This is a genomic window from Agrobacterium tumefaciens, from assembly GCF_009649785.1.
In the GTDB taxonomy this organism is placed as follows: Bacteria; Pseudomonadota; Alphaproteobacteria; order Rhizobiales; family Rhizobiaceae; genus Agrobacterium; species Agrobacterium tumefaciens.
In genome coordinates, this window is the sequence record NZ_WJOK01000013.1 from 77,100 (window position 1) to 93,483 (window position 16,384).

Annotated in this window: 18 protein-coding genes; 11 read left to right on the plus strand and 7 right to left on the minus strand. The window is 59.4% G+C overall.

Translation table 11 applies throughout. From position 1 onward, the window contains the following. Positions 1–109: 109 nt before the first annotated feature. A complete protein-coding gene (locus GH784_RS15365; RefSeq protein ID WP_013636309.1) occupies positions 110–667 on the minus strand; it encodes a PAS domain-containing protein in 558 nt (185 codons plus the stop codon). 359 nt (positions 668–1,026) lie between these two features. Between GH784_RS15365 and GH784_RS15370 the strand changes: the two genes are divergently transcribed. Both GH784_RS15370 and GH784_RS15375 read left to right on the plus strand, forming a co-directional pair. Further along, positions 1,027–1,800 (plus strand): rhomboid family intramembrane serine protease, encoded by a 774-nt coding sequence (locus GH784_RS15370; RefSeq protein WP_013636308.1) that lies wholly within the window; start codon positions 1,027–1,029, stop codon positions 1,798–1,800. Between the two features lie 154 nt (positions 1,801–1,954). Continuing rightward, positions 1,955–2,389 carry a CBS domain-containing protein gene (locus GH784_RS15375; RefSeq protein ID WP_003515681.1) on the plus strand — a complete coding sequence of 145 codons (435 nt, stop codon included), beginning with the start codon at positions 1,955–1,957 and terminating at the stop codon, positions 2,387–2,389. A 136-nt stretch (positions 2,390–2,525) separates the two neighbouring features. Here the strand turns inward: GH784_RS15375 and GH784_RS15380 are convergent, their stop codons facing one another. The 3 genes from GH784_RS15380 to folE all read right to left on the minus strand — a co-directional run bounded on the left by GH784_RS15380 (position 2,526) and on the right by folE (position 4,657). Further along, positions 2,526–3,452 (minus strand): patatin-like phospholipase family protein, encoded by a 927-nt coding sequence (locus GH784_RS15380; RefSeq protein WP_013636307.1) that lies wholly within the window; start codon positions 3,450–3,452, stop codon positions 2,526–2,528. A 98-nt stretch (positions 3,453–3,550) separates the two neighbouring features. Next, positions 3,551–4,003, minus strand: coding sequence for a phosphoribosyl-AMP cyclohydrolase (hisI, locus tag GH784_RS15385; RefSeq protein ID WP_013636306.1), 453 nt, complete (start codon positions 4,001–4,003; stop codon positions 3,551–3,553). A gap of 27 nt (positions 4,004–4,030) precedes the next feature. Then, positions 4,031–4,657: a GTP cyclohydrolase I FolE gene (gene folE / locus GH784_RS15390; RefSeq protein ID WP_003515674.1), complete on the minus strand. Its 627-nt coding sequence runs from the start codon at positions 4,655–4,657 to the stop codon at positions 4,031–4,033. 283 nt (positions 4,658–4,940) lie between these two features. On the opposite strand from folE, the gene GH784_RS15395 reads away from it, so the two are divergent. The 4 genes from GH784_RS15395 (at position 4,941) to thrS (ending at position 8,403) form a co-directional block, all read left to right on the plus strand. Beyond that, complete coding sequence (locus GH784_RS15395) at positions 4,941–5,387, plus strand: iron-sulfur cluster assembly scaffold protein (RefSeq protein ID WP_025593674.1); 447 nt, start codon at positions 4,941–4,943, stop codon at positions 5,385–5,387. Positions 5,388–5,390: 3 nt separating this feature from the next. Further along, positions 5,391–5,750 carry a membrane protein insertion efficiency factor YidD gene (gene yidD, locus GH784_RS15400; protein WP_065702441.1) on the plus strand — a complete coding sequence of 120 codons (360 nt, stop codon included), beginning with the start codon at positions 5,391–5,393 and terminating at the stop codon, positions 5,748–5,750. Next, the gene (locus tag GH784_RS15405; protein ID WP_065702442.1) at positions 5,747–6,268 is read left to right on the plus strand and encodes a DUF1697 domain-containing protein; all 522 of its coding nucleotides are present in this window, start codon (positions 5,747–5,749) and stop codon (positions 6,266–6,268) included. The genes yidD and GH784_RS15405 overlap by 4 nt, the downstream gene beginning before the upstream one ends. Before the next feature lie 131 nt (positions 6,269–6,399). Beyond that, on the plus strand, positions 6,400–8,403 hold the full coding sequence (gene thrS, locus GH784_RS15410; protein WP_065702443.1) for a threonine--tRNA ligase: 2,004 nt from the start codon (positions 6,400–6,402) through the stop codon (positions 8,401–8,403). Between the two features lie 57 nt (positions 8,404–8,460). On the opposite strand, the gene GH784_RS15415 is transcribed toward thrS, so the two are convergent. Then, on the minus strand, positions 8,461–9,441 hold the full coding sequence (locus tag GH784_RS15415) for a hypothetical protein (RefSeq protein WP_003515664.1): 981 nt from the start codon (positions 9,439–9,441) through the stop codon (positions 8,461–8,463). Between the two features lie 110 nt (positions 9,442–9,551). On the opposite strand from GH784_RS15415, the gene GH784_RS15420 reads away from it, so the two are divergent. The 3 genes from GH784_RS15420 to GH784_RS15430 all read left to right on the plus strand — a co-directional run bounded on the left by GH784_RS15420 (position 9,552) and on the right by GH784_RS15430 (position 12,008). After that, a complete protein-coding gene (locus tag GH784_RS15420) occupies positions 9,552–10,133 on the plus strand; it encodes a nitroreductase family protein (RefSeq protein ID WP_025593669.1) in 582 nt (193 codons plus the stop codon). After that, on the plus strand, positions 10,133–10,744 hold the full coding sequence (locus GH784_RS15425) for a flavin reductase family protein (RefSeq protein WP_065660862.1): 612 nt from the start codon (positions 10,133–10,135) through the stop codon (positions 10,742–10,744). The genes GH784_RS15420 and GH784_RS15425 overlap by 1 nt, the downstream gene beginning before the upstream one ends. A 109-nt stretch (positions 10,745–10,853) precedes the next feature. Beyond that, on the plus strand, positions 10,854–12,008 hold the full coding sequence (locus GH784_RS15430; RefSeq protein ID WP_065702444.1) for a DUF2336 domain-containing protein: 1,155 nt from the start codon (positions 10,854–10,856) through the stop codon (positions 12,006–12,008). A gap of 3 nt (positions 12,009–12,011) precedes the next feature. Here the strand turns inward: GH784_RS15430 and GH784_RS15435 are convergent, their stop codons facing one another. Next, on the minus strand, positions 12,012–12,446 hold the full coding sequence (locus GH784_RS15435) for a hypothetical protein (protein ID WP_003515657.1): 435 nt from the start codon (positions 12,444–12,446) through the stop codon (positions 12,012–12,014). A 107-nt stretch (positions 12,447–12,553) separates the two neighbouring features. Here GH784_RS15435 and GH784_RS15440 point away from each other — a divergent pair, with 107 nt between their 5' ends. Then, complete coding sequence (locus tag GH784_RS15440; protein WP_025593662.1) at positions 12,554–13,009, plus strand: GNAT family N-acetyltransferase; 456 nt, start codon at positions 12,554–12,556, stop codon at positions 13,007–13,009. Between the two features lie 154 nt (positions 13,010–13,163). Here GH784_RS15440 and GH784_RS15445 read toward each other — a convergent pair whose 3' ends face one another. Next, a complete protein-coding gene (locus GH784_RS15445) occupies positions 13,164–14,402 on the minus strand; it encodes an AI-2E family transporter (RefSeq protein ID WP_003515654.1) in 1,239 nt (412 codons plus the stop codon). 229 nt (positions 14,403–14,631) lie between these two features. Between GH784_RS15445 and GH784_RS15450 the strand changes: the two genes are divergently transcribed. Continuing rightward, a complete protein-coding gene (locus GH784_RS15450) occupies positions 14,632–16,365 on the plus strand; it encodes an ABC transporter ATP-binding protein (RefSeq protein WP_019566142.1) in 1,734 nt (577 codons plus the stop codon). Positions 16,366–16,384 lie beyond the last annotated feature (19 nt).

A 16,384-nucleotide genomic window follows, 5' to 3' on the forward strand; every position in this document is an offset into this window, starting at 1 on the left:
TTACAATTTTTGCAATCGTCAAAATCGTTACAGCTTTGACGTATTTCGTACGAAATTCCGGCGCGATCATACGCGATCCACCCTCACCATGCGGGGTGGGATGCGGCAGTCAGCGGGTTACCGCATGCGGCATGACAGCGGTTCGCGCATTCGTAGAATACGTTGTCGGCGCGATATCCATGCGTAGCAGGCGGCTGCTTTTCATGACGAGGCAACTGATCGGTGCTGCGAATTCGTGACGGGGCCGTTCCGGCAGCAGCGCTCCGAGCAATCTCGGGGCTGTGTCATTATCCGAACTTAGTGGCAAGAGCAGCATTTCGAAAGCAAGCGGCGCCGCGCCATGGTCGTCCTCCGCTTCGATATCGAACACCACGGGCAATTGATGTTGCAGGATGCCGCGTGCGACACGGCAGGGGAAGGTGGCACTTGCCGCTGGCCACAGATCCGAGAACGGGCTGTCGCGCAATTCCCGGCCGAACAGGTCGCACAGGTGCGTGCCTGCAAGGCGGAAGAATGGCGTTCTTTCTCCCTTGTCCGTCAGGATAAAGAGGTCGCCGAGATGATGTTTCAGCTTTGCGGGATCGAAGTCTTCTCGGCGGGGCGCAGGTTTATTGCCGCGCAGCGTGTCCCAATAGGCATATATCTCCAGTCCGGCCATGCTCTTCATAGCATCGTTCTCCATGTTCGTTTTTGGGACATCATGTCCATCCGAACGTCTGATACTTGTGGTGTAGCGAATTTCATGCCAACCGATTTTGTTAAGGTTAACAAATGGTTGAGATTGCGCGGCGACCAAGGTCGTGGCATCGCTGCGGCCATGTCGGGGACATGCTCCCAGTCAGCACAATTGATGCTTTCGCCCGTAACTTTACGGCGGGCGCGCAGGCCGGACTGCCCCTGGGTACAGGCGCTTGAACCGATTGCGGTTTTTGCGTCGTGGCTCGAAAGGCAGGACGGCTTTTTTTTCGCCTGGGCTTCCTATATTGCTCGGGGGACGCAAATTTCCACAAAAACAGGGATGGAATCATGTCCAACGGCGACGGCGAACAGCCGCCGGTTTCGGAAAGTCAGGAACTGAAAGAGGACGCACATAATCCCGTCTTCAACCTGCCGCCGCTTCTGGTCGGCATATTGGCGGCGCTGCTCTTGGCCTTCGTGGTTCCGGCCTATCTTCTTTCGGAGGATGGCAACGGCTGGTTCATCTTCACCTTCGGCTTCATTCCGCTGCGTTACGCGGTGCCATTATCCCAGCAGGGGCTGGAATGGCTCTGGACGCCAGTGACATATTCTTTTTTGCACGGCGGCATCGAGCATATTCTTTTTAACGGATTGTGGTTGATGGCCTTTGGCGCGCCGGTTCTGCGCCGGATCGGAACGCTTCGCTTCGTGCTGTTATGGTGCATATCCGCCGCCGTTTCAGCTTTTGGCCACGCGGCGCTGAACTGGGGCGATGTGACGGTTCTGATCGGAGCATCTGGTGTCGTTTCGGCCCTGATGGGAGCCGCATGCCGTTTCGCTTTCCCGTCGCGCGGCGGCTACAGCGCCTCTTTCGGCCATCTGATGCCGAGGCAGAGCATTGTCGCGGCGCTTTCGAACAGGACCGTGCTGATCTTCACGCTGATGTGGCTTTTCGGCAATGTCCTGATCGCGGTCGGCGTGCCGCTGTTTGGCGATGTCGGCGGCGAAGTCGCCTGGGATGCCCATGTCTTCGGCTTTCTGCTCGGCTTCCTGTTCTTCGGCCTGTTTGATCGCCCGATCCGCGGGAACCTTTCCAGTGGAAGTGTGGAACACCCGCTCTAGGGCGATCACGCTCCTTGTCGGCCGTGGCGCAAATTTGCTTGTGCAGGTCCCATCCGGGATTGCATTCGCATAGGCCTCAGCGCACCATGTTCCATGATTTGCAACCGCGGAGAGACTTCGCCGCGTTGCAGATTGCTGACAGGAGGAGGAAGGCATGGCAACATTCGTAAAAGATCTTCTCGACCGCAAGGGCCGGAATGTCGTGACTGTGGGACCGAGCGTAAGCATCGGCGAGGCGGCAGCAACGCTGAATGCGCACAAGATCGGCGCACTCGTCGTGACCGATGCCGACGGCGTTGTTCTCGGTATTTTCACGGAACGCGATCTGGTGAAGGTCGTGGCAGGCGAGGGCGCTGCCTCCCTTCTGCAATCCGTTTCGGTGGCCATGACGAAGAACGTCATCCGCTGTCATCACAATTCCACCACCGACGAATTGATGGAAATCATGACCGGAGGGCGGTTCCGCCATATTCCGGTTGAGGACGACGGTCGTCTGGCCGGCATCATCTCCATCGGTGACGTGGTAAAGGCGCGGATCGGCGAGATCGAGGCGGAAGCCGAACATATCAAGGCCTATATCGCCGGATGAGGTTTCGTTTCCGGCGCGTCCGCAATAGTCATTTCGAAACGACTCCGTCATTCCTGTGACACGCGCAGGAATGACGGACTAGGAGGCTGCGGCTACCGCAAGCTGGAATGCTCAGCACGAATATTTGTAGTGTACGTTAGCGTCGGAACGCCTGCTGCATGCGCTCCAGCTCGGGAACGCGGGCGCGTGTTTCCTCGTATCCCCTGTCGATGGCTTCGCTGGCGCGATGGAATTCTGACAGGCCGATATCGTTGATACGGGGATGCAGCATAAGGTCGGGCGGGTCGCCCGCCAGACGCGAGCGCGAAATCCGGTCCTGAATGATATTGAAGGCCTGCACCATGACACCCGGCAGGCCGGGGCGCGGCGGACCTTCCAGGGAAGGTGCTGCGCCATTCGGGGGCGAAGAGGAATGTTTGACCACGGCAGAGCGGCCGAACAGATCGTAATTGAGATTGACGGCGACGACGAGCGCCTGCTCATAGGCCCTGCAGACCGAAACCGGCACGGGGTTGACGAGAGCGCCGTCGATCAGGGTGCGGCCGTTGCATTGCACGGGCTCGAAAATGCCCGGCAACGCATAGGATGAGCGCAGTGCGGTGACGAGGTCGCCCTGGTGAATCCAGACCTCGTGTCCGGTGCGCAATTCCGTGGCGACGGCGATGAAAGGGTGCTCGAGGTTTTCGACGCGCAAGCCTTCGAGATGCTCCTGCATGCGCTTGGTCAGCCGCATGCCGCCGAAGAGACCGCCGCCGCCAATCGTTAGATCGAGCAGGCCGGCAATGCGCCGCATCGTCAGCGAACGGGCAAATTCCTCCAGCTCGTCGAGCTTTCCGGCGAGATAACAACCGCCGACCAGCGCGCCTATCGAGGTTCCGGCAATCATGCCGATTTTTACACCGGCTTCGTCTAGTGCCCTCAGGACGCCGATATGTGCCCAGCCGCGCGCAGCGCCACCGCCGAGCGCAAGCGCAATCCGGCGCGTATCAACGATCTCGTTGACGATTGTTTCGGTGCTGCCAGCCGCAAGAGCACTATGACGATTGCTTCCCCAGCCCAACATGACCGTACACTCCCTGCCTGCTCCCAGGACCCGGTCTGTTCCTCCCCGAATCCTGAATTATTGGTAGCAAATTGGTGCGGCGGATGGAAGGTGGCCGTTCACGTGCCTGAATAGGTAGTCGCCGGGTCGAAATGGCGGGTATCGTCGGTGATTCTGGTGACGGCATTGCCATCGGCCAACTCGACCGTGCGGTAGAAGCAGGAGCGGCGGCCGGTATGGCAGGTTGCGTCATGACCGGCGACGGAGACCTTCAGCCATACGGCGTCCTGATCGCAATCGGTGCGGAATTCCTTCACCGTCTGCAGGTTGCCGGAGGTTTCACCCTTTTTCCAGATCTTGTCGCGCGAGCGGCTGTAATAGTGGGCGATGCCCGTTTCCAGCGTCAGCGACAGGGCTTGCGCATTCATATGGGCGACCATCAGCAATTCACCATCACGCGCATCGGTGACCACGGCGGTGACAAGGCCGTGGGCATCGAATTTCGGTGAGAAGAGACCTGAATTTTCAAGCACTTCCTTGTCCGCAGGCGCAGACGGAAACGAAATGGACATTGCTACCCCGGGGAAAAAGCGGAACCGTCAGCGGTTCCGCACCATGGTCATGAAGCGCACCTGCTCCGCCGGGTCGTTCTTGAAGGTGCCGGTGAAGCTGGTGGTGAGGGTCGTGGACCCCTGCTTGTTTACGCCGCGCATGGACATGCACATATGTTCGGCGTCGATCATGACGGCCACGCCGCGCGGCTTCAGGGTTTCCTCGATGGATCTTGCGATCTGCGCGGTCATGTTTTCCTGCGTCTGCAGGCGGCGGCCAAAGATTTCAACGACGCGGGCGATCTTCGACAGGCCGAGCACGCGCCCAGCCGGAAGATAGGCGACATGCGCCTTGCCGACGATCGGAACCATGTGGTGTTCGCAATGGGAGAAGAAGGGGATGTCGCGCACCAGCACCACATCGTCATAACCGCCAACTTCCTCGAAGGTCGTGCCGAGAACGTCCTGGACGTTCAGCTCGTAACCGGCGAAGAGTTCGCGATAGGCCTTGGCAACCCGCTTCGGCGTGTCCAGGAGTCCTTCGCGGGCGGGATTTTCTCCTGCCCAGCGCAGAAGAACGCGCACTGCTTCTTCCGCTTCCGTCTGGCTTGGGCGAGCCTCTGCCACATCGGGTTTTGCGCCAGCGCCGGGGAAATTCTTCACGATCGCATCCATTCCGTCTCTCCCGATGCGGGTCAAGGCCGCACCTGAACTTTGTTTTTCGTAGCGGGGACTTCGTCCACCGTTGCTGCTATCTGGTTGTTTTACAGCATTTTGGCAAGGCCGATGCTGATATTTCGGTATCGGAGCCGTTAATTTCATATCGGCTTGATGTCCAGAAAGCTCGTTAGCATATAATGGGAATGAAGGGCAGGAAAGCTCCACTGCGACAAACGCTGTGTTTGAAAAAAATATCCTGTCCCGTTTTTGGGCATTCTTGAACGCCGGATACCTGATGATGGACGATATCTACAACAACCGAATTCTGGAATTTGCCGGAAATATTCCGCTGACCGGCGTGCTTGATGATGCCGATGCCAGCGCTGAAAAACACTCGCGGCTGTGCGGCTCCAAACTCAAGGTCTATCTGAAGGTGGAAGGCGGCATTGTCACGGCTTTTTCACATGAGGTTCGCGCGTGCGCGCTCGGCCAGGCATCCGCCTCGATCATGGCGCATCATGTCGTCGGCGCTTCCAGCGGTGAGATCCGGCAGGCGCGGGAAGACATGCTTGCCATGCTGAAACAGGGCGGCGAGGGGCCGACAGGCCGTTTCGAGGATATGCGGGTGCTTTCACCCGTCCGGGATTTCAAGGCACGCCACGCCTCGACCATGCTGACCTTCGAAGCGGTCGTCGATGCTCTCGACCAGATCGAAGCCCGGCCGGTTCTGAACGCTGCGGGTTAGGCGATGTGCGGTGAACCGGACTGCGGACATCAGAAGACGGGGGATAAGGTCGGGCGATCCCGCAACTGGGGGGGAGTGTTTGCGAAGACCCCAGGCCGTCTTTTCGGCGTTGGCTTCATCCGGCTCTATCAGCTGACTTTGTCGGGTTTCGTCGGCAATTCCTGCCGCCACATTCCTACCTGTTCCGAATATGGGTATGAGGCGATCGCCCGCCACGGCCTTTGGCCGGGCGGGTGGATGACGCTATTTCGCGTCGCGCGTTGCGGTCCGGGCGGCACCAGCGGGCTGGACCCCGTGCCGGAAACGCTGGCCGCTGACAAGCACTGGTGGACGCCCTGGCGGTATTGGATGCTGCATCGATGACCTATGTCGCTCTTCTGCACAGCATCGTGCTCGGGGCGGGCAAGCGGCTCATCATGGCCGATCTGCGTGAAATGGCGCAGGAGCTGGGCTTTGAGGAATGCAGGACGCTGGTTGCGACCGGAAATCTGGTCTTCCGTGCACCGGAGGCGCCTGTCTGCGAAATCGAGGAGGCGTTGGAGCGTGCCTTTGAAAAACGGTTCGGCAAACACGTCGATATTCTCGTTCGCTCAGCGTCTGATTGGCTGGCCCTGACTGCCACAAACCCGTTTCCGGATGGCAATCCACCGGATGTCTGCGTAAGGGTGATGCGCAAGCCGCTTGCCGGGGATTATCTTGGACTCTTGGAGAAGTACCGCCAGAAGGAAAAGATCGCCATTGTCGGCGGTGACCTGTGGATCGACTTTTGCGGCAAGCCAAGCGAAAGCCGGCTTCTCTCTGCGTTGACCACGAAGAAGCTCGGCATCGGCACGACCCGCAACGCCAATACCGTCAATGGAATTGCCGAAATGCTTCGCTGAGCCGCCGTTCACCTTTGACTGGAACGGCAAAATTCTTTATCAGCCTGCCTGCCCATCTGCGAAAGAGGGCGTTCTTTTTATTCCAACACCACCCGCATTCGTTGGCGGGACTGGATCAGGAGCATTCGACGATGTCACAAACCGTTTCCCTTACATTTCCCGATGGTTCCGTACGCAGCTATCCCGCCGGCACGACCGGCCGCGAGGTCGCCGAATCCATCTCCAAATCGCTTGCGAAGAAGGCTGTCGCCATTGCGCTTGATGGCACCGTGCGCGATTTGTCCGAGCCAATCACCGATGGCAAGATAGAAATCGTCACGCGTGAGGACAGCCGCGCGCTGGAACTCATCCGCCACGATGCCGCCCACATCATGGCCGAGGCCGTGCAGGAGTTGTGGCCCGGCACGCAGGTGACGATCGGCCCTGTCATCGAGAATGGCTTCTATTACGACTTTGCCAAGAACGAACCTTTTACGCCGGAAGATCTGCCGAAGATCGAAAAGCGGATGAAGGAGATCATTCAGCGCAACAAGCCGTTTACCCGCGAAGTCTGGTCGCGCGAGAAGGCCAAGGAAGTGTTTGCCGCAAAGGGCGAAAACTACAAGGTTGAGCTGGTCGATGCCATTCCCGAAGGTCAGGATCTGAAGATCTATTATCAGGGCGACTGGTTCGATCTTTGCCGCGGCCCGCATATGGCGTCCACGGGTCAGGTCGGTACGGCCTTTAAGCTGATGAAGGTAGCCGGCGCCTATTGGCGTGGTGACAGCAACAATGCGATGCTGTCGCGCATCTACGGCACCGCCTGGGCGACGCAGGAAGAGCTGGACAATTACCTGCACGTTCTGGCCGAAGCCGAAAAGCGCGACCACCGCCGTCTTGGCCGGGAAATGGACCTGTTCCATTTCCAGGAAGAAGGTCCGGGCGTGGTCTTCTGGCACGGCAAGGGCTGGCGCATGTTCCAGACGCTGACGGCCTATATGCGCCGTCGGCTTGCCAATACCTATCAGGAAGTCAACGCGCCGCAGGTGCTGGACAAGTCGTTGTGGGAAACCTCCGGTCACTGGGGTTGGTATCAGGAAAACATGTTCGCGGTGAAATCCGCCCATGCCTTTACCCATCCCGATGACGAGGATGCGGACCAGCGCGTCTTTGCCTTGAAGCCGATGAACTGCCCCGGCCACGTGCAGATCTTCAAGCATGGCTTGAAGTCTTACCGCGAAATGCCCGTTCGCCTTGCTGAATTTGGCAATGTCCATCGCTACGAGGCTTCAGGTGCACTGCATGGCCTGATGCGCGTTCGCGGCTTCACGCAGGACGATGCGCATGTCTTCTGCACGGAAGAGCAGATGGCTGCGGAATGCCTGCGCATCAACGACCTGATCCTCTCGGTCTATGAGGATTTCGGTTTCAGCGAGATCGTCGTCAAGCTTTCGACCCGCCCGGAAAAGCGTGTCGGTTCCGACGATCTCTGGGACCGTGCCGAAAGCGTCATGATGGAGGTTCTGAAGACCATCGAGGAACAGTCCGGCGGCCGCATCAAGACCGGCATTCTGCCGGGCGAGGGCGCTTTCTACGGGCCAAAGTTCGAATATACGCTGAAGGATGCCATCGGTCGTGAATGGCAGTGCGGCACGACGCAGGTGGACTTCAACCTGCCGGAACGTTTCGGCGCCTTCTATATCGACCAGAACTCCGAAAAGACGCAGCCGGTGATGATCCATCGCGCCATCTGCGGCTCGATGGAGCGCTTCCTTGGTATCCTGATCGAGAACTTTGCCGGTCACATGCCATTGTGGTTCGCGCCGCTTCAGGTCGTGGTCGCGACGATCACTTCGGATGCGGACGATTATGGCCGCGAGGTTGCCGAAGCACTGCGCGAGGCGGGCATGGCTGTCGAAACCGACTTCCGCAACGAGAAGATCAACTACAAGGTCCGCGAGCACTCGGTGACCAAGGTGCCGGTCATCATCGTCTGCGGACGCAAGGAAGCGGAAGAGCGCACTGTCAACATCCGCCGTCTCGGTTCCCAGAACCAGACGCCGATGTCGCTCGAAGACGCGATTACAAGCCTCGTGGAAGAGGCGACGCCGCCGGATGTAAAGCGCAAGCTTGCGGCGAAGAAGCAGGTTGCGTGACAAAAGACAACGGCCCCTTCGGGGGCCGTTTTCGTTACTGGCTGAGGGTAGTGAGGCCTATTCGAAATCGCCGGTCATGTCTTCCGGCGCCTGATCCTTCATCAGCACTTCCACATCGGCGTCCCGGCCGGACGTGACCTTGAAGTTGCGCTGGTAGACCTTGTCCTTGTTTCGGGCCATGGCGGTATATTCGCCTTCCGCCAGAACCATGGTCGAAAACGCGCTGACGCTTTCGTTCACAACGTCGCCGCCGCCGTTCAACACTGACCAGGCCGTATCGGCAATTGCTTCGCCGCCCTGTTCAGAGACGAGCTTGAGCGTGATCTGTGCCGCCTGATGCTGCAGGGTCGCTTCGGTCAGCTTGCCTGCCTCCACCTGAATATCGGCGCGCACCACCGCATTGACGTTGCCGTATTCGGAAACGACATGATAGGTGCCGGCATTGAGGCGAACGACGGTGTTGGGCTTGATGTCGGCCATGACAAGGCCGCGCTCGCCATCCGGTCGGGCGTCGGAGGAATAGACGGAAAATTTGAGCTGGTTAGCGGAGATCTGTTTGTCGGAACCCGCGATCGCATTCAGAACGAAACCGCCAGCATCGAGAATCAGCACCTGTTTCTGGACATTACCGGAGCTCGGAACATTGAGTTTCTTGGTAACACCTGCGCGCCCGAAGGCAACGTTGACGAAATATTCGCCGGGTACCAGATGGAACTGCGCCGAACCACCCTCGGAGCTTGCCAGCATCGGCAATTTGCCGTCAGCGCCCGGAATGGGGCTGAAGACGCGCCAGGAAAGGCCTTCCTTCACCGCTTCGCCTTCACTCGTCAGTTTCGCTTCCATGTCGATATCACGGGCGGTGCTTGCGGGGGCATTCGGGGCAGTAGGAGCGGTGAAAGCATTGAGTTTCGGCATTTTAGGCGTGCCGCCAAGCTGCTTGAAGTCCTTGAAAGCGTCTTGCGAAAAGGCTGCCTGTGATAAAACGCCGATCGCGGCGAACGCAATGGCCAGACGTGCCGCGATTTTGATTGCCGACATTTTCGATACCGATTGACTTCTTGATTTTCCCGCATCACTTCAAAACCAATGCCGTGGCTATTTCAAGGCCCATAATTTCGCGATGACAGCACAATGGAAGAATTTTGATCATGACAAGTGACATCAAGCTCCTCGACTATCTCAAGGTTCGCCGCTCCACCCCCGCCCTGCAACTTGCTGAGCCGGGTCCATCGAAAGCGGAAATCGAGGAAATCCTGCGCCTTGCCGTGCGCGTGCCTGACCATGGCAAACTGGCGCCGTGGCGCTTCATCGTTTATCGCGGCGAAGACCGCGTGCGTCTGGGGGAAGAAGCGCTCCGGATCGCGCTTGAGAAGAACCCGGAACTGGACCTGCAGCAGCAGGACGCGGAGCGCACCCGCTTCACGCGCGCTCCCGTCGTCATCGCCGTCATCAGCACCGCCAAGCCGCATTTCAAGATTCCGGAATGGGAACAGATCATGTCCGCCGGTGCGGTGTGCCTCAATCTCATCTTCGCCGCCAACGCCAATGGTTATGCGGCGAACTGGCTGACGGAATGGCTTGCCTTCGACCCGGCCTTCCTGTCGGAACTGGGGATTGCCGCAGACGAGAAGGTCGCCGGATATATTCACATCGGCTCAACGACATTCCCGCTTGTGGAGCGGCCGCGGCCGGAGCTTGCGGATGTGGTAACCTGGGTTGGGGACGTCTGATGTTCTATACCACCGACACCAACCAGCACGGCCTGCCGCATGATCCGTTCAAGGCTATCGTCGCGCCCCGGCCGATCGGCTGGATTGGTTCTAAAGGCCGGGACGGCTCTTTCAACCTGTCGCCCTATTCGTTTTTCAACGCGATTTCGGACCGGCCGAAGCTGGTGATGTTTTCCTCCAGCGGGCGCAAGGACAGCCTTCGCAATGTCGAGGAGACCGGTGTCTTCACCGCCAACCTCGTCAGCCGCCACCTCGTCGACCGGATGAACGCGTCTTCTGCGCCGGTGAACTATGATGTCGACGAGTTCCGGCTTGCCGGTCTGACTGCCGTTGACGGGCGGGTGGTGGATGCGCCCTTCGTGGGGGAGGCGCTGGCCGTTCTGGAATGCCGCGTGACCGAGATCATCCAGCTGAAGGACATCGACGGCACGCCGGCGGACTCGTGGATGGTGATAGGGCAGGTCATGGCTATTCACATCGACGATACGATCATTCGTGATGGTCGCATCGATATGGGACTGGCACGTCCGGTGGCCCGTATGGGTTACATGGACTACTGCGACGGCGGCAGCGACGTGTTTCAGTTGAAGCGTCCGTCTACTGCGCCGTAGAACTTCTTCGCCGGCAACTGTTAAATTTTATGGTGAACCAAACGTAAACTATTTGCGCCTAGAGTTTTATACATGGCGGCGGCAATGATGCCGTCGTCCATTGTTGCGAATGTGTTTCGAGGCTCAGGTGATCGTACAGGCATTTCTTCGCTGGTCTGAAAAGGCTGGATCGACCGAGCGGGCGAAGGCCGCCAATGCGCTTGGCCGTGCCTATCTGCATTCAGACATGGCGCGGGAGAACCGTGACGCCGCCTATATGGCGATGACCTATCTTCTCGACGACCCTTCTCCGCGCGTGCGGCTGGCACTTGCCGAGGCGCTGGCGGATGATCCCGATGCGCCGCGCGCCATTCTCGTTTCGCTTGCCGAAGACCAGCCGGAGATTGCCTGCACCGTGATTGCCCGCTCGCCGGTTCTTGGCGAGGCCGATCTGGTCGATCTTGCCGGGCGCGGCGAGAGCCTGACACGCGCCTTCATTGCGGCAAGGCGGGGCCTGCCGCGCGGTGTCTGCGCAGCACTTGCCGAAGTCGGTGATCTGCCGGAAACGATGATCCTTCTAGAGAACGACGACGCCTTCATCACACCGTTTTCGCTGCGCCGCATTGCCGAGCGGCATGGCTGCAACGCCGACATTCGCGACCTGCTGCTGTGCCGAGAGGTGCTGCCCGCCGATACCCGCCATCTTCTGATGGCGCGCGTCAGCGAGGCCCTGGCAGGTTCGGCGCTGGTTCATGCCCTGATCGCGCGCAACCGCGCCGACAGTATTTTCCGCGAAGCGGAAGATTCCGCCACCATCCTCATCGCCGCCAATGTTTCGTCGCCGGAGTTGCCGGCGCTGGTGGAGCATCTGCGGCAAAGGCTGGAACTGACACCGGCGCTTCTCATCCATGCCGTCTGTTCGGGCAGGCTGGAGTTTTTCACGGCGGCGATGGTCAATCTCTCAGGTCTCGATGACAGCAAGGTGCGCGCCATTCTGGCGACCGGACGGCCGCACGCGCTGAAGGCGCTGTTCCAGTCCGTCGGTCTTTTGGGCGATGTGGTTGATGTCTTCATTGAGGCGACGCTGATGTGGCGCCGTGCCGCCCGATCGCATCTGTCGCAGGCCGCAGCCTCTGTATCGGCAGAACTGCTTGCGCATTTCCGCAACGTCGATGGTTCCGAAACGCTTTTCGAACTCTTGCACGCCGTGCGTAAACTGACCATTGCCGAGGAACGGCAGAAAGCGCGGCACTATGCGGAAGCGCTGACGGTCGAGGCGGCCTGAGGCTTACTTCTCGAACCGCTTGGCAATCCACGAATAGCTGTTTTCCACCATTCTGACCGGCGTTCCGAGCAGGTGCTTCACGCCTTCAGTGGAAGGCAGGATGCGGCTGACGCGGCTGATCGCCTGTTTTGTCAGGCTTTCTTCCTCCTTTTGCGTGACCTGTGCCGGTGGCTCCTCTGTTCCGGCCGGGGCCGTTGCGGCGGGAGGCTGCGTTGCGGGCGCGTTGCCCGCAGTCTGGGGCGTCTGCTCGCCCGGTGTCTGGCACACGGCCACCACGACCGGGTAGGACGCATTTGCGAAACGTTCCAGCTCTTTCTCCGACACGGCGTCGCATAGTTCGATGCTCGTCCAGCGCTGCTGCGAGGTGGCGAGGTAATGGCAATCGGTGGCGGTGTCGTCACAGCCTAGGAAGGTCATGAGAACGAGGGCTGTTTTCATGGTGTGTGTTGCCTCTGTCGGGAATTATGCTCTAGAAACTCATCTATCCCGATTGCAGTGACATTACGACGAAATACGCATTTTTTTGAGAGAAAGCAGGCATCGCATTGGCCCCCGAAATCAAGCTTGAAACACCCCGGCAGGAAGCGGTTCTGCGCCTTATCGATCTGTCTAACGTCTATATGGCGTCGCTTTATCCCGCCGAAAGCAATCATCTGGTCGATATCGGCCAGCTGGAAAAGGACAATGTCTCCTTTTTCGTGGCGCGGCATGATGGCCGTGTCGTTGGCTGCGGCGCGCTGGTGGAGGCGGGTGACGGTACGGCGGAGGTCAAGCGCATGTTTGTCGATCCGGAGGCGAGGGGATTGCGGATCGGCAAGCTGATCATGGATACGCTCATTGCGCGCGGCGCCGAGCTCGGGCTTACCGCCATCCGGCTTGAAACCGGCATCAGCCAGCCGGAGGCGATTGGTCTTTACCGCAAGGCGGGGTTTGTCGAGATTGAGGCGTTTGCGCCCTATAAGCCGGACCCGCTCAGCCTGTTCATGGAGAAGACGCTTTAAAGGCGAGGCGGGCGCTATCGGCGCGCTTTGCAGAACACTCGATGCCGCCCTTGGCCATGTCATCCTCGGCCTCGTGCCGGGGATCTGCCGACGTCTGGTAACATCGTTGGGTTGCAGATGCCAGGGACAGGCCCGAGCATGACGAAGACGAGGTTTAAGACGCTGCTTTTCGGAACGCCGTCGCTTCGTTGCTATCCTCTTCACGCGCAACGATGTCGTCGAGCGGGTCATTTTCAGCTGTAGGGGTCGGCGGAACGTCGACGGTGGCGCCAGTGGAGATTTCCACCTCTCGCACCCATTCCCGCCAGATTGCCACCAGCAGCGCCATCAGCACCGGGCCGATGAAGAGGCCGAGGAAGCCCATGGTCTTGACGCCGCCGACGAGGCCGAAAAAGGTCGGCAGGAAAGGCAGCTTGATCGGGCCGCCAACGAGTTTCGGACGGATGGTCTTGTCGACGATGAAAAGCTCTACCGAACCCCAGATGAATAGCCCCAGGCCATAAGCGGGAGAGCCGCTGGCGACCAGATAGATCGATACGAGAGTGAAAGAGAGCGGCGCGCCGCCCGGGATGAGCGCCATGACACCGGTGAGCACGCCGAGTGTGACGGGCGAGGGGACGCCGGCAATCCAGTAGGCGATGCCGAGGATTATGCCTTCGCCGATGGCGATCAATGTCATGCCGGTGACGGTGGAGCTGATGGTGGCTGGCACGACGCGGGAAATGCGCTCCCACCGCGTCGGCAGTATGCGTTCTCCCACAAGATCGACCTGATGGGAGAAGCCGGCACCGTTGCGATAGACAAAGAACAGCGCGATCAACATGAACAGCAGGGTCAGCACCAGGTGGAACGCGCCGTTGCCCGCGGCGAGGATCGCCCGGTAGATATTGCCGATATTGGCACCGCTGACGAGCTGGATCACTTCGCCGATCGCACCCGGTGTGCCGATATATTTCACCCACTGCTCGCCGAGCCAGGAGCCTACGCCGGGGAGCGCCGCGATCCAGTCTGGCACGGGTGCGCCCACCTTGTTGACATGCACCGCCCAGCCGAACCATTCGCGGATTTCGCTGGCCGTATAGGAAGCGGCGATGAAGATAGGCACCACGAGGAAGGTGAGGATGAGGATGATGGCGATGGAGGCGCCGAGCGTGGTGTTGCCGCCCACCTGCCGCAGAAGCCGCGTATAGACCGGCCAGCTGGCGAAGCCGATGACAAGGGCCGCCAGAACCGGAACGAGAAAGCCGTGGAAGAAGTAGATGCCCGCAAGGGCGACGAGAACCAGCAGCCAGCGCGCAGCCGATATTGGCGGGATCAGAGCGATCCGCGTCGGGCTTGCAGGACCAAGCCATCTCGGTTCGCCACTGGGCTTACGGCTGTCAATATTACTCACGGCAGGCTCTTTCTCGCATTCTCCCCGAAGGGTGCATTCACTCTGTCACACCAATACATATAAGTGCAATATAGCCGTATCACATTACCGTTGTGTGTTTATCGCTCAGCCTATTGAACGATTTTGGTAAAAATAGAACATCGGTCTTGGCGCGCGCATTGAAATATGACAATTGAACTCCGTTTTTATTGCGGCCTCCGCTTGCCGCGCCCGCTCTTCAGGTCACGCCATGCTGCGCCGTTTCTTCGCCTATTACCGTCCCTATCGCGGTCTGTTCATTCTCGATTTTTCCTGCGCGGTTCTGTCGGGCGTGCTCGAACTCGGCTTTCCGATGGCGGTGAAGGCCTTTGTGGACGTGCTGTTGCCGGGTGGCGAATGGGGCATCATCCTCGCCGCATCGGTCGGGCTGCTCGTCATCTATGTCCTGAATACGGGTCTGATGGCGACCGTCACCTACTGGGGACATATGCTCGGCATCAATATCGAGACCGACATGCGGCGGCTTGCTTTCGACCACCTGCAGAAGCTCTCCTTCCGCTATTTCGACAACCAGAAGACCGGTCATCTGGTTGGCCGGCTGACGAAGGATCTGGAAGAGATCGGTGAGGTGGCCCATCACGGCCCCGAGGATCTGTTCATCGCCATCATGACCTTCATCGGCGCTTTCCTGCTGATGCTGTCGGTCAATGTGCCGCTGGCGCTTGTCACCGCTGCCGTCGTGCCTGTCACCGCCTGGGTGACGAGCCGTTACGGTGGCCGTATGACGCAGAACTTTCGCGCGCTCTACGGTCGGGTAGGCGATTTCAACGCCCGTATCGAGGAAAATGTCGGTGGCATGCGGGTGGTGCAGGCCTTTGCCAATGAGGACCACGAACGCGCGCTGTTTGAGAAGGACAACCAGAAATACCGCCGCACGAAGCTGGATGCCTACAAGATCATGGCTGCCAGCACTTCGCTCAGCTACATGAGCATGCGGCTGACGCAGATGATCGTGATGATCTGCGGCGCCTGGTTCGTGCTGCATGGCGGCCTGACGGAAGGGGGCTTCGTTGGCTTCCTGCTTCTGGTCGGCGTGTTTTTCCGCCCGGTGGAAAAGATCAACTCGGTCATCGAGACCTATCCGAAGGGCATTGCCGGTTTTCGCCGCTTTACCGAGCTTCTGGACACGGCGCCGGATATCACCGACGCACCGGATGCGATCGAGGCACCGGCGCTTTCCGGCGCCATTGAATATCGCCATGTCGGTTTCGGTTATGCCGAGGGCAAGCAGGTTCTCGACAATATCGACCTGAAGATCAATGCGGGCGAGACGGTGGCTTTCGTCGGGCCTTCGGGGGCGGGCAAAACGACGCTTTGCTCGCTGCTGCCGCGCTTTTATGATGTCACCAGCGGTTCGATCACCATTGACGGCATCGATATCCGCAAGATGAAGCTTGCCTCGCTGCGCAACCAGATCGGAATCGTGCAGCAGGATGTGTTCCTGTTTGGCGGCACGATCCGCGAGAATATCGAATATGGCCGGCTCGGCGCTTCCGATGTCGAGATCATGGATGCGGCTCGGCGTGCCCGGCTCGATGGCGTCATCGAAGCGATGCCGATGGGACTCGACACCGTCATCGGTGAGCGTGGCGTGAAACTTTCCGGTGGACAGAAACAGCGTCTTGCCATCGCCCGCATGTTCCTCAAGAACCCGCCTATCCTCATTCTCGACGAGGCGACCTCGGCGCTGGATACCGAAACCGAGCGGGCCATCCAGCAATCGCTGACGGAGCTTGCCAAGGGCCGCACAACGCTCGTCATCGCTCACCGGCTGGCAACGATCCGCGATGCGTCACGCATCGTGGTAGTAGACCAGACGGGTATTGCCGAAACCGGCGCGCATGCCGAGCTTCTGGCCGCCAAGGGCCATTACAGCCGCCTGCATGAGGCGCAGTTCAGCGGGCATCTTCAGGGTCTGAGTTAAGCGGCGCATCTTGCGCCGC

What these genes read in the sequence shown, in the direction of transcription:
- GH784_RS15365 (WP_013636309.1), bottom strand. Translation starts at nt 667, where the DNA reads ATGAAGAGCATGGCCGGACTGGAGATATATGCCTATTGGGACACGCTG.
- GH784_RS15370 (WP_013636308.1), top strand. Translation starts at nt 1,027, where the DNA reads ATGTCCAACGGCGACGGCGAACAGCCGCCGGTTTCGGAAAGTCAGGAA.
- GH784_RS15375 (WP_003515681.1), top strand. Translation starts at nt 1,955, where the DNA reads ATGGCAACATTCGTAAAAGATCTTCTCGACCGCAAGGGCCGGAATGTC.
- GH784_RS15380 (WP_013636307.1), bottom strand. Translation starts at nt 3,452, where the DNA reads ATGTTGGGCTGGGGAAGCAATCGTCATAGTGCTCTTGCGGCTGGCAGC.
- hisI (WP_013636306.1), bottom strand. Translation starts at nt 4,003, where the DNA reads ATGTCCATTTCGTTTCCGTCTGCGCCTGCGGACAAGGAAGTGCTTGAA.
- folE (WP_003515674.1), bottom strand. Translation starts at nt 4,657, where the DNA reads ATGGATGCGATCGTGAAGAATTTCCCCGGCGCTGGCGCAAAACCCGAT.
- GH784_RS15395 (WP_025593674.1), top strand. Translation starts at nt 4,941, where the DNA reads ATGGACGATATCTACAACAACCGAATTCTGGAATTTGCCGGAAATATT.
- yidD (WP_065702441.1), top strand. Translation starts at nt 5,391, where the DNA reads ATGTGCGGTGAACCGGACTGCGGACATCAGAAGACGGGGGATAAGGTC.
- GH784_RS15405 (WP_065702442.1), top strand. Translation starts at nt 5,747, where the DNA reads ATGACCTATGTCGCTCTTCTGCACAGCATCGTGCTCGGGGCGGGCAAG.
- thrS (WP_065702443.1), top strand. Translation starts at nt 6,400, where the DNA reads ATGTCACAAACCGTTTCCCTTACATTTCCCGATGGTTCCGTACGCAGC.
- GH784_RS15415 (WP_003515664.1), bottom strand. Translation starts at nt 9,441, where the DNA reads ATGTCGGCAATCAAAATCGCGGCACGTCTGGCCATTGCGTTCGCCGCG.
- GH784_RS15420 (WP_025593669.1), top strand. Translation starts at nt 9,552, where the DNA reads ATGACAAGTGACATCAAGCTCCTCGACTATCTCAAGGTTCGCCGCTCC.
- GH784_RS15425 (WP_065660862.1), top strand. Translation starts at nt 10,133, where the DNA reads ATGTTCTATACCACCGACACCAACCAGCACGGCCTGCCGCATGATCCG.
- GH784_RS15430 (WP_065702444.1), top strand. Translation starts at nt 10,854, where the DNA reads ATGTGTTTCGAGGCTCAGGTGATCGTACAGGCATTTCTTCGCTGGTCT.
- GH784_RS15435 (WP_003515657.1), bottom strand. Translation starts at nt 12,446, where the DNA reads ATGAAAACAGCCCTCGTTCTCATGACCTTCCTAGGCTGTGACGACACC.
- GH784_RS15450 (WP_019566142.1), top strand. Translation starts at nt 14,632, where the DNA reads ATGCTGCGCCGTTTCTTCGCCTATTACCGTCCCTATCGCGGTCTGTTC.